Raw genomic sequence first — 11,746 nt, forward strand, 5'->3', positions numbered from 1 at the left:
AAGTCCGACAGGCTGCTAGGGGTGATCTTCTTCCTCTACCGGATGCAGCACATCGCCATCTACGTCAGCCTCTTCGCCCTGGGGCATTCCACAACGATGCTGGTCGGGGTGTACTTCAACATCGGCATCAACAGCTACCTGATCGATGCCATCATCGGGCTGTCGGTCGTCTACAAGGCGCTGGACAATCTCGGCGCCTACCAGCGCTGGTTCGGCTTCCAGCCCAACACCAAGGCGGCGACGCTGGTCTTCGGCTTCTTCCACGGCTTCGGCCTCTCGACCAAGATCATCGAGTACGAGATCTCCCCGAACGGCCTGGTCCCCAACCTGCTGGCGTTCAACATCGGCGTGGAGATCGGCCAGCTGCTGGCCCTGGGGGCCATCCTCATCGTGATGGGGTTCTGGCGGCGCACCGCCGGCTTCCTGCGCCATGCCTACACCGCCAATGTCGCCATGATGTGCGCCGGCTTCGTGCTGATCGGCTATCAGCTCACCGGCCTGTTCACCGCCTGATTTCAAGGAGTCCGAGATGTACAACACCGATATGCCTAACCGCGCCGAACTGCCCTCTACCGGGAAACTGATCCGCTCGACCCTGCTGGCCGCCGTGGCCGCCACCGTGCTGTTAGTCACCGTGGTCCTGCCGGCGGAGTACGCCATCGATCCCACCGGCGCAGGACGCCTCCTGGGGCTGACCGACATGGGGGAGATCAAGCAACAGCTGGCCGAGGAGGCCGAACTCGACCGGGCGAATACCGCGGCTGCGTCCCAGCCAAAGGCGCCGGCCGCGACCACGCCGGAGCGCTCCGAGGCCCAGGAGGTCGTCGCCGAAACCAGCGCCGAGCCGACCGACACCGCGCCTGACGCCTCCGAGGAGGAGGCCCCGGCGCCCGAGCCGGCCGCTACCTGGCGCGATGAGGTGCAGTTCACCCTGACACCGGGAGAAGGGACGGAATACAAGCTGACCATGGAGGAAGGCGCCGTGGCCCGCTTCGCCTGGGAATCCGAGGGCGGCCCGATCAACTTCGACACCCATGGCGACGGTGGTGGCAACGCCATTAGCTACGAGAAGGGACGGGGCGTGCCAGAGGATGAGGGCGACCTGGAAGCGGCCTTCACCGGTAACCACGGCTGGTTCTTCCGCAACCGCAACGATAACGACGTGACCGTCGTGCTGCGCCTCGACGGCGACTACGGCGAACTGAAGCGTATGCTTTGACCGCCATCCACTGGCCCTCACGGAGGGCCAGGGGCTCTATACCCACGAGGCCCTTCACCATCCCTACCAACCAAGAAATCCGTTGAGGACTAGAGCAAGAACCTTTCTGTGATAGCCAAATATCAACCAGATATTCCGGATACCCCGAATTACCAAGAGGCTATCGAGTGAGGAGGCAGCCGTGTAGTTTATCGCAGCCAACAGTCCCGCTGGACGCGGGGCGGTGCACGGTCAGGTTGAGTCTCGTCTCACGGCCTTTATGCTCGTAGTACCTCAATGGGGTAAACAGCAGCATCCGGTAGATCGGCTCGACCATGTACGACGCCCGGTGACCAACGATGAAGTCGAGCATCTCTTGCCGCGGCGATCGAACTCCACCTAGGCAAAATAGGCAGACGCCTCGCGAAGTATCCCGTTGGCTTGCCCCAACTCTCGGTTCTCACGCTCCAGCGCCTCGATTCGCTCACGCTCTGACGTCGTGGTGCCTTCACGGCGACCCGAATCACACTCGGTCTGCCGGGCCAGCTACGCAGCGTTTCCGGTGTCCAGCCGATCTTGGGGGCGATAATACCGATGGCCACCCACTGGCAGGGGTAGTCGGCCTCGTGATCGAAGACCATGCGGACCGCGCGCTCACGGACTTCAGGGGAGTATCGCTTTCATGTGCTTATGGTTCCATTCTCTCAAGGTTTGGAGTCTCCGGGAATCCCGGTACGGTTCGCTCAATCTCAGCCCGTTCACCCGGCACAGCATGACAACTGCGTCACGTCTTTGGTAAAAGTCTGGGCACAGAGCTTGATGCCTTCCACCATGGTGAGGTAGGGGAACAGTTCGTCGCCGATGGCCTGCACCGTCATGCGCGCGCGCAGCGCCAGAACCGCCGTCTGGATCAGCTCGCCGGCTTCGCCGGCCACCGCCTGTACCCCCAGCAACCGCCCCGTGTCGCGTTCGGCCACCAGCTTGATGAACCCACCGGTGTCGAAATTGACCAGCGCACGTGGCACGTTCGCCAGCTCGAGCACGCGGGACTCTACGCTGAAGCCCTGCTCCAGTGCTTCGGCTTCCGTCAGGCCGACGGTGGCCACCTGGGGGTCGGTGAAGATCACCGCCGGCATGGCACTGAGGTCCAGGGTGGCCTCGCCGCCGGTCATGTTGATCGCGGCGCGGCTACCCCCGGCGGCGGCGACGTAGACATACTCCGGCTGATCGGTGCAGTCACCGGCGGCATACAGGCCCGGTACGGTGGTCTGCAGATGCTCATCCACCAGAATCGCGCCACGCGCGGTCTCCACGCCGATGCTCGCCAGGTTCAGGGCCTCGGTGTTGGGTGTGCGGCCACTGGCCACCAGCAATTGCTCCGCCTGCAGGGTCCCGGCGTGGGTCTGCAGGGTGAACAGCTGGCCGTCGTGGCTCACTTCGCTGGCCTGTGTCTGCTTGAGGACCTCGATGCCCTCACGGCGAAACGCCGCTTCCACGGCCTCACCCACCGCCGGGTCTTCCTGGGACAGCACTCGGCTGCGGGCCAGCACAGTGACCCGGCTGCCCAGACGGGCGAAAGCCTGGGCCAGTTCCAGGGCCACCACCGAGGCCCCGATCACGATCAGCCGCTCGGGAAGGGTGTCCAGTTCCAGCGCACTGGTGGACGTGAGATAGGGGGTCTCGGCCAGCCCCGGCACCGGCGGTTCTGTCGGACGAGCGCCGGTGCCGATGAAGGCGCGATCGAAGCGGACGGTCTGCGCGCCGCCCTCATTCAGCTCGACCGTCAGGCTGCGGGCATCGACGAACCGGGCCTCGCCATGCAGGACCGTGATGGCCGGGTGGTCGCGCAGAATCCCCGCGTACTTGGCATCACGCAGTTCCTCGACACGCCCCAGCTGTTGCCTGAGCAGCTGTGCCCGGTCCACCACCGGTGCCTGGGCGCTCAAGCCGGCATCGAAGGGGCTCTCCTTTCGCAGATGCGCAATATGCGCCGCGCGGATCATGATCTTCGAGGGCACACAGCCGGTATTGACACAGGTACCGCCGAGAGTGCCGCGTTCGATCAGGGTGATCCGGGCGCCGCGTTCGGCGGCCTTCAGGGCCGCCGCCATGGCAGCGCCGCCACTGCCGATCACCGCGATGTGCGGGGCGTCTTCATCACGGCCCTTGGAAACCGATGCGCCTGTCGGGGAGGGTGTTTCACTGTTGGCCAGTCGGGCCTGATAGCCAAGTCGGGTCACGGCGAACGTCAACGCCGAGGCCGGTGTGCCCGGATCAACGGCTACCGATGCCGTCCCCTGAGGATAGGAGACCTCCACCGACTGTACGCCGGGCAGCTTCTCCAAGGCTTCCCTGACATGATCCGCACAGCGGTCACAGGTCATGCCACTCACGTTGAGTTCAATCATCACGTTTCTCCGAGTCTTTATGAGTAAAGCCGGCATCCTGCTTCCGCTTGTGGTGTCGCGCGTAGAGAGGCAAGCCGATGACGATGGCCAGGGCCAGGGCAGCGAAGAGCACGTAGTCGAGATAGCCTGTCAGCGCGGCCAGGCCCGCCGTGCCGGACAGAATCAGGACTATTGGCACGGCGCAACACAATCCCATCAGCATGCTGCCAAGCACGACGTTTGAAAATTTCCTCGGACCTTTCACACTTATTCCTTCACCGTCGAGGGATAACCTACATTGGCCGTGGCCTGGAGCAGGGCCTCAACCGTGGTCTTGGCATCATCGAAGGTGACCACGGCCTCACGATCCGGATAGCTCACGTCGATTTGCGAGACGCCGTCCACCTTGTTGAGTGCAGCCTTGACGGTGATCGGACAGGCGGCGCAGGTCATGCCCGGTACTGAGAGCGTCACGGTCTGCAGGGCCGCCATGGCGGGAGAGCTGAGCAGGGCGAGTATCGCGATGAGGGCGAAACGAGCTTTCATGGAGAACCTCCTCTCAATAGAACCAGGGCAAGGTGTAGGGAAAGACCAGCGCAGTCAGTACCAGTAGCGACACAATCCAGAACATGACCTTGTAGCCCGTCCTGACGCGTGGCACGGCACAAAGCTCACCTGGCTGGCACTTTTCCACTGGCCGGAAGATCCGGCGCCAGGCGAAGAACAGTGCCACCAGCGCCATACCGACGAAGAGTGGGCGGTAGGGTTCCAGGGCCGTCAGGTTGCCGATCCAGGCGCCGGAAATCCCCAGCATGATCAGCACCAGCGGGCCGAGGCAGCAGACCGAGGCAAGGAGGGCAGCAAGCCCACCGGCAGCCAGAGGCCCTTTCCCCGTTTTCGATGTAGACATTGCGCTTGCACCTTTCATGACCTTGTTTACTGGGATAAGGTTACATCCGTAGTCAGATACGGAGTCAAGCGTCATGAAGAGACAGGGGGATAGAGTAGCGGGCACTATGACCATTGGTGGCCTGGCCAAGGCGGTTGGCGTCAATGTCGAGACCATCCGGTATTATCAGCGCCGTGGGCTACTCTCAGAGCCCGAACGTCCTGCCGGCAGTATTCGCCGCTATGGCACAGCCGACGTCGCGCGGCTGACCTTCGTCAAAACCGGGCAGCGGCTGGGCTTCAGCCTGGACGAGATTGCCGAGCTGTTGCGATTGGAGGATGGCACTCATTGCCAGGAGGCCAGCACCCTCGCCGAGCATAAACTGCGGGATGTCCGTGAGAAGGTCGCCAGCCTCCAGCGTATCGAGCGGACACTGGACGAACTTGTACAGGCGTGTCATGAACAGGAGGGAAGTATCACCTGCCCGCTGATTGCGTCCTTACATGAGGGCTCGATCACAGGGGAACAGCGGCTCCCCAGAAATTGAAGCCAGCGAACCGCGGAACTTTCGGTAGATAGCCCGTCTCCATTCGCTGGATACGGAAGCCAGCGTGCTCGATGAGCTCGGGGATGGCACGGTTGAGATGGCAGCCCCCCGCCACCTTGCGCCACAGGGGGTTGACGCGATCCTGCCACTGGCGCACGGCCTCATCAGGTGCCGTGCCGTGTTCGCAGAACAGCAGTTGGCCACCCGGCTTGAGCACGCGACGCATCTGCTCCAGCGCCCGGTGCCAGTCCGGAATCGTGCAAAGGGTGTAGGTGAGCACCACGGTATCGACACTGTTGTCGTCGAGAGGAACCTCCTCGCCCGGCAGGTCCAGCCAGCGCACCTCGAACGGTGCGCCGATGACGTTGTGGCGGGCCTTGCGTCGCATGCCTTCGGAAGGCTCGAGCCCCCAGACCAGCTCGACCCGGTCCGGATCGTAGTGGGGAATATTGAGCCCGGACCCCATACCCACCTCCAGAACACGGCCCCGGGCTTGCGGCACCACGGCCGCCCGCTGACGATCGACCACCGTGTTGCCACACGCCAGGTGGAGGAAATGCGGCAGAACACGATTCTCGTAGAAGGACATCTGTATCGTCATCCCGTGTGGTTGCCAGGTGATCGAAATACGGTGTGATCGAAACCAGACCGGTTCGTTATGCCACCACCTTGAAGTAGCGCATCATACCGGCATCCTCATGCTCCATGTTGTGGCAGTGGTACATGTAGAACCCCTCGAAGTCCTTGAAGGTCAGAGCGATGCGCACCCGTTCCTCTGGGAACACCAGCACCGTGTCATGCAATCCCGCGTCGATGATCCCATCGTGCAGGTCCGTCTTGCCGCCCGCCGATATCCGCTCCTGAACCAGGAATTGCAGTCCATGAACGTGCATGGGGTGCGGCATCATGGTGTTGTTGACGAACTCCCAGATCTCCGTCTGCGCCAGCCGGACGATCTCGTCATCTGCCACCGTCGCGCCCTCCATCTGCCGGCCGTTGATCGTGAACCCCTGCATCATGCGCATGCCCAGCTCGAAGCGGCGTACTGGCGTATCGGCCTGAACCGGGGAGGCCGGCAGGTCTTGAGCCAAGCGTTCCGGCAGGGTTTCCGCATCGTTCGCCCGTGCGACGACGGCGAAGGTAACTAGCGAGAGCCGCTCGCTTCCCATCATGTCGCGCATCATGCCTCGATCCATCATCTCGCCCATTCGATCACCCATCATCCCTCGATCCATCATGCCGCCCATTCGATCGCCCATCATGCCCCGGTCCATCATGTCGCCCATTCGCTCGCCCATCATGCCGAGTTGGTACTCCTCGCTCACCAGCTGTACGGACTCTCCCGGCTCGGTGTCGCCAAAATCGACCCACAGATCGATCCGTTGGGCCGGCGCCAGTGTGACCGAGCGGCGCCGCTCGGGCTTGGCGAGCAGGCCACCGTCGGTGCCGATGACGGTCACCGCCCGGCCATCGCTCCAGGCCAGCTTGTAGATGCGCGAGTTGGAGCCGTTGAGCAGGCGCAATCGATATGGCTGCGTGGACACCTCGCGTCGCGCGTCCGGGTGGCCGTTCACCAGTACCCGCTCCCCGCGAAAGCCCTGCATGCGGGTCATCATCGCCCCCATGCCACCATCGTCGATGTACTGAAGCTCATTGCCATTGCTAAAGGTGCGATCCTGCAGGATGAGGACCAGTTCCCGCTCTCCGTCGGGGAGCTCCAAGGCACGCTCGGCGTCGTCGTTGATGATCAGTGGACCGGCAAGGCCGGCGTAACTCTGAAAGCCGACCCGGCCACCGTTGGGGCCGTGAGGATGGGGGTGGTACCAGTACAGACCGGCGCGATCCACGACATCGAAGGCGAGCGTCGTGCTCGTCGCCGGAGCGATCGGCAGGCGCGGCTGACCGTCCATTTCTGGCGGCACGTGCAGCCCATGCCAGTGCACGGTGGTGTCTTCGGGGAGATCGTTGTCGATGCGTACCCGCAAGCGCTGACCACGACGCAGGCGAATCAATGGCCCCGTATAACTCTCACCCACGGGCGTCAGGGTATCTTCAGGCCCGACGATTCGCTCGGCCGTGTAGCGCCAGACGTCGCTGGGCGCACCGGGCAGGATAGCCACCTTGTCCGGGTGGGCTCGCACACGCAGGTCGACGTCGAAGGGCCCCTCCATGGCCGTCGACGCGGACGCCGCCCGCAGAGCGGGGCGATATCCCCCGAGCCATACCCCGGCCCCCACCAGGGTCGACAACGCCGCCACACCGCCGATGCGGCGCAATACGCTACGTCGCTGCAGGTCGACATAAGCCATGATGCTCCCCCTCTTCTATGGTTGTCGGCGGCCCCGGCTCATAGCTTGGCGGCGCGTAGCCTCAGTGCGTTGGCGATGACCGAGACCGAGCTCAGGCTCATCGCGGCGGCGGCGTAGATGGGACTGAGCAGCCAGCCGGTGAACGGAAACAGCACCCCGGCGGCCAGAGGCACCCCCAGGCTGTTGTAGACGAAGGCGAAAAACAGGTTCTGGCGGATATTGCGCATCACCCGGCGACTGAGATGGCGGGAGCGAACAATGCCGGAGAGATCCCCTCTCACCAGGGTCACCCCCGCGCTCTGGATGGCGACATCGGTCCCCGTGCCCATGGCGATACCGACGTCAGCCTCGGCCAGGGCGGGGGCGTCATTGACGCCGTCGCCGGCCATGGCGACCACGCGCCCGGCCTCGCGATGCTCGCGCACGATACGCCCCTTATCTTCCGGCAGTACGTCCGCTTCAATTTCGTCGATACCAAGTTGGCGCGCCACGGCTTCGGCGGTGGTACGGTTGTCGCCGGTGAGCATAACCAGGCGCAGGCCATCCTCTTTGAGCGTCCGGATCGCCTGTGCGGTGGTTTCCTTGATCGGGTCCGCGACACCGATGAGTCCCATGACCTGATCATCGGCCACCAGGAACATCACGGTTTGCCCTTCGGCTTGCAGCGTCTCGGCACGCTGCGTCCATTCCCGCGCCTCCACACCACGTGTTTCGAGCAGCCGGGCATTGCCAAGCGCAAGCTCGCGTCCTTCGACCCGACCGGTGACCCCCATGCCGGTCACCGCCTCGAAATCGCTGGCATCGCTCAGCTCGACATGATGCTCTTGCGCAGCACTGACAATGGCCTCGGCCAACGGATGTTCGCTGCCTCGCTCGAGGCTGCCGGCAAGTTGCAGCAACTGCGTTTCATCGCTGCCGGAAACGGGCTCGAGGGATACGACCCGGGGTTTACCCTCGGTGAGGGTGCCGGTCTTGTCGACGACCAGGGTGTCGACTTTCTCGAAACGTTCCAGTGCCTCGGCATTCTTGATCAACACGCCCGCCCGGGCCCCGCGACCGACCCCAACCTGGATCGACATCGGCGTCGCCAAGCCGAGCGCACAGGGACACGCGATGATCAGCACCGATACCGCGGCGATCACCGCGTAGGCCATCGCCGGCGGTGGCCCCCAGATCCCCCAGGCAATAAATGCCAGGATCGCCACGGTAACCACTGCGGGGACGAAATAGCCGGCGACCACGTCGGCAAGCCGCTGCACGGGCGGCTGCGAACGCTGCGCTTCGGCCACCATCTCCGCGATCTGCGAAAGCACCGTGTCCTCGCCGACCTTGTCGGCGCGCATGACGAAGCTGCCCTGACCACTCACGGTGCCGCCGATGACCGTGTCGCCCTCGCGCTTCTCGACGGGAAGGGACTCGCCGGTCACCATCGACTCGTCCAGCGTGCTGTGGCCCTCGAGCACCTCGCCATCGACCGGCACCTTGTCACCGGGGCGTACCCGTAGACGGTCACCGGTACACAGCTCGTCGAGCGAGACCTCCTCGTCATTGCCCTCGGCATCGATGCGTCGTGCGGTCGGCGGCGCGAGATCGAGGATCGCGCGCAGCGCACTGCCGGTCTTCTCGCGGGCGCGGGCCTCGATCACTTGACCGAGCAGGATCAGCACGACGATCACCGCCGCCGCCTCGAAATACACGCCGACCGAGCCATCGGCGTCACGGAAAGTGGCCGGGAATATCCCAGGGGCGAGCGTGGCGACGACACTGTAGCCATAGGCCGCCCCCACACCGAGGGCGATCAGCGTGAACATGTTGAGGTTGCGGGAGACGAGAGACCTCCAGCCACGCAGGAAGAATGGCCATCCGGCCCATAGCACCACGGGCGTGGCAAAGATCAGTTCGATCCAGTGCCCGCCGCCGGCGGGCAGCACCTCATCCAACCAAGGGCCGATGCCGGGTAGCATACTGCCCATGGCGACGAACAGTACCGGCAGCGTCAGCAGGCCGCCCACCCAGAAACGTCGGAACATGTCGAGGAACTCGGCGCTGCGTTCCTCTCCGGAAACGCGGGTGGGCTCGAGTGCCATGCCACACTTGGGGCAGTCGCCGGGCTCATCCTGCCGCACCTCCGGATGCATGGGGCAGGTATACTGGACCCTCGACGACGGTTGCGGCTTGACGGGTTCCAGCGCCATGCCGCACTTGGGACACTCCCCCGGCTCGTCGCTCTCCACGCCAGAACACATGGGGCAGAAATAGTTGGCCTTGCCACTGGGCTTCGACGCAGCCGCCGAGGTGGCGGCAAGCACGGCGTCCGGATCCTCGCGAAAGTGCTCGGCGCACTGCTTGCTACAGAAATGGTAACGCTCACCGCGATGCTCGACGCTCTCCGCCGAGGCGGGATCGACGCTCATGCCACAAACGGGGTCTTTTGCCATGACGAACCCTCCATTGTACAAAAGGTTCCTGTTGCGTGGTCGGTCGCCTTTCTCCTCGCTGATATAAACAGGTTACACCTTGCCACCGCCGTCGACCCGACTACCCCAGTGTCGCCAGCGAGGGAAACCAGTCGACCATGATGCTGGAAAGCCGCGTCATGGTGCCCGAGACAATGGCGATGCCCATCAGGATGACGATCGTGCCGGCGACTGGGCGAGCATAGGCGCTCCACCTACCCAGACGTTGCCGATGCAGGGTGAATCGATTGATCAGCAGGGTACTGGCGAGAAAGGGTAGCGCCAGGCCCGCCGAGTAGGCGCTGAGATAGAGCATACCGGCCTGGGCACTGGCGGCACTGGAGGTGGCCATCAGGATGGCGCCCAGGACAGGGCCGATGCAGGGGGTCCAGCCGATGGCGAAGGAGACCCCAAACACCGTCGCCGACAGCGGGGAGCCTCCCTGGACGTTCGGTGTGAACTGCAGAGTGCGCTGGAACAGTGACAACCGGAACACCCCGGTCATGAACAGGCCCAGCACGATTACCACCGTGCCGGCGACCCAGTTGAATTCCTGGCGATACCCCCGCATCAGTTGGCCGATACCGCTCGCGCCGAGCCCCAGCAGGATGAACACGATGCTGAAGCCGAAGATGAAGAAGACGCTGAGGATCAATGCCTCCAGCCGCCTGTCGGCCTTGCCGGCACTCCCGCCCGTGACCACCGACAGGTAGGCCGGCAACAGCGGCAAGGTGCAGGGCGAGAAGAAGGAGACCAACCCGCCGGCGAAGGCACCGATCAGACCGATAGAAGAGAGAGATTCCAAGGCGTTACGCTTCCTGGGGGGCAAGGTGCTGGGCGCGAAGCAGCCTGGGGCCAGCCGCCTGCTTCGCATTTGGTTCGGCGGATGATTCTAAAGGTTGTGTCTACCTCAAGGTCAATCACGAATAAATGACTATCGATATAATCTAAAGAGATAACCCACCTTCCTTCGAAAGCCCTTGACCTTAAAGTTGACTTCAAGGTTATCGTGCGTAGTGCATCATCCGACACTTGCCATAGATAAGGATAGCGAGATGACCCTACAGCTAGGGGAGATAGCTCCCGATTTCACGGTCGAATCCACCGAAGGCACGCTTGGCTTTCATCAGTGGCTGGGCAAGGACTGGGCCGTGCTGTTCTCGCACCCCGCCGATTATACGCCAGTCTGCACCACGGAACTGGGCGCATTTGCCAGGCGCAAGGACGAGTTCGCCGCGCGTGGTGTCAAGCTGGTGGGGGTGTCGGTCGACCCCCTCGCTTCTCACCACGACTGGGCGGAGGATATCGAGCAGACCCAGGGCGCGGCCCTGAACTACCCCCTGCTGGCGGACGCGGACCAGGTGGTGGCTCAGTTGTATGGAATGATCCATCCGAAAGCCGACCCCAAGGTGACGGTGCGTACCGTCTTCATTATCGATTCCGACAAGAAAATCCGCCTGACCTTGACCTACCCGCCCAGCACCGGGCGTAACGTCGACGAGATCCTGCGGGTCATCGACTCGCTCCAGCTAACCGACAAGCACAAGGTGGCCACACCCGTCGACTGGCAAAACGGTGACGATGTCATCATCTTGCCGTCGCTCTCGGATGACGACGCTAAAGAACGTTTCCCCGAGGGTTGGAACGCCAAGACGTCCTACCTGCGAGTCGTGCGTCAACCGGACTAACGGAGCCACGGCTCGCGAATCAGGCCGCCTGTCCCAGACGGCCTGTCGGAAGCTCCGATTCACAGTGTCGTGAGGTGAAGCCATGCAAACACTCAGTATCGGCGAGCTTGCCGAACGCAGCGGGGTCGCCAGCCAGGCGATTCGTTTCTACGAGAAAGAGAAACTCATGCCCGCCCCCCAGCGGACGGACGCCAATTATCGGCGTTATCCCCTGGATGCCGTGGCCAGGCTGCAATTCATCGTCCATGCCAAGCCCGGATATTGCACCGGAA

General features: G+C 63.4%; 13 protein-coding genes, 1 pseudogene and 1 other annotated feature. Of the genes and pseudogenes, 5 read left to right on the plus strand and 9 right to left on the minus strand.

Features of this window, described 5'->3' with window-relative positions; translation table 11 throughout:
• The coding region (locus Q673_RS34280) for a HupE/UreJ family protein (protein WP_023007329.1) at window positions 1-513 on the plus strand (513 nt) is incomplete at its 5' end.
• 16 nt (window positions 514-529) lie between these two features.
• The gene (locus Q673_RS34285) at window positions 530-1,219 is read left to right on the plus strand and encodes a hypothetical protein (RefSeq protein ID WP_023007330.1); all 690 of its coding nucleotides are present in this window, start codon (window positions 530-532) and stop codon (window positions 1,217-1,219) included.
• Between the two features lie 247 nt (window positions 1,220-1,466).
• On the opposite strand, the pseudogene Q673_RS36870 reads toward Q673_RS34285, so the two are convergent.
• The 5 genes and pseudogenes from Q673_RS36870 to merT form a co-directional block, all read right to left on the minus strand.
• Window positions 1,467-1,839: pseudogene (locus Q673_RS36870) on the minus strand (transposase); the annotation flags it as partial.
• Window positions 1,497-1,613: a sequence feature (AL1L pseudoknot), on the minus strand. Its footprint overlaps the pseudogene before it by 117 nt.
• A gap of 117 nt (window positions 1,840-1,956) precedes the next feature.
• Window positions 1,957-3,606, minus strand: coding sequence for a mercury(II) reductase (merA, locus tag Q673_RS34290; protein WP_081712102.1), 1,650 nt, complete (start codon window positions 3,604-3,606; stop codon window positions 1,957-1,959).
• Entirely contained in the window at window positions 3,599-3,850 is a 252-nt protein-coding gene (merF, locus tag Q673_RS34295) for a mercury resistance system transport protein MerF (RefSeq protein WP_031218777.1), read from the minus strand. The genes merA and merF overlap by 8 nt, the downstream gene beginning before the upstream one ends.
• Window positions 3,851-3,852: 2 nt before the next feature.
• Window positions 3,853-4,131 carry a mercury resistance system periplasmic binding protein MerP gene (gene merP, locus Q673_RS34300; RefSeq protein WP_023007333.1) on the minus strand — a complete coding sequence of 93 codons (279 nt, stop codon included), beginning with the start codon at window positions 4,129-4,131 and terminating at the stop codon, window positions 3,853-3,855.
• 13 nt (window positions 4,132-4,144) lie between these two features.
• Window positions 4,145-4,513, minus strand: a complete 369-nt coding sequence (gene merT, locus Q673_RS34305; protein WP_442778058.1) for a mercuric ion transporter MerT — start codon at window positions 4,511-4,513, stop codon at window positions 4,145-4,147.
• A gap of 88 nt (window positions 4,514-4,601) precedes the next feature.
• Here merT and merR point away from each other — a divergent pair, with 88 nt between their 5' ends.
• Window positions 4,602-5,021: an Hg(II)-responsive transcriptional regulator gene (merR, locus tag Q673_RS36285; RefSeq protein ID WP_432206838.1), complete on the plus strand. Its 420-nt coding sequence runs from the start codon at window positions 4,602-4,604 to the stop codon at window positions 5,019-5,021.
• Here merR and Q673_RS34315 read toward each other — a convergent pair.
• From Q673_RS34315 to Q673_RS34330, 4 genes are all read right to left on the minus strand, one after another.
• Entirely contained in the window at window positions 4,990-5,610 is a 621-nt protein-coding gene (locus tag Q673_RS34315; protein ID WP_023007336.1) for a class I SAM-dependent methyltransferase, read from the minus strand. The two genes, merR and Q673_RS34315, sit on opposite strands and share 32 nt — an antisense overlap.
• Before the next feature lie 67 nt (window positions 5,611-5,677).
• The gene (locus tag Q673_RS34320) at window positions 5,678-7,330 is read right to left on the minus strand and encodes a multicopper oxidase family protein (RefSeq protein WP_023007337.1); all 1,653 of its coding nucleotides are present in this window, start codon (window positions 7,328-7,330) and stop codon (window positions 5,678-5,680) included.
• 38 nt (window positions 7,331-7,368) lie between these two features.
• Entirely contained in the window at window positions 7,369-9,768 is a 2,400-nt protein-coding gene (locus Q673_RS34325) for a heavy metal translocating P-type ATPase (protein WP_023007338.1), read from the minus strand.
• A gap of 100 nt (window positions 9,769-9,868) precedes the next feature.
• A complete protein-coding gene (locus Q673_RS34330; RefSeq protein WP_023007339.1) occupies window positions 9,869-10,591 on the minus strand; it encodes a cytochrome c biogenesis CcdA family protein in 723 nt (240 codons plus the stop codon).
• Window positions 10,592-10,841: 250 nt separating this feature from the next.
• Between Q673_RS34330 and Q673_RS34335 the strand changes: the two genes are divergently transcribed.
• Window positions 10,842-11,474 (plus strand): peroxiredoxin, encoded by a 633-nt coding sequence (locus Q673_RS34335; protein WP_023007340.1) that lies wholly within the window; start codon window positions 10,842-10,844, stop codon window positions 11,472-11,474.
• Window positions 11,475-11,556: 82 nt separating this feature from the next.
• On the plus strand, window positions 11,557-11,746 hold a 190-nt coding region (locus tag Q673_RS36290), incomplete at its 3' end, for a MerR family DNA-binding transcriptional regulator (protein WP_023007341.1).

Source organism: Halomonas sp. PBN3 (genome assembly GCF_000475415.1).
GTDB lineage: Bacteria > Pseudomonadota > Gammaproteobacteria > Pseudomonadales > Halomonadaceae > Halomonas > Halomonas shengliensis.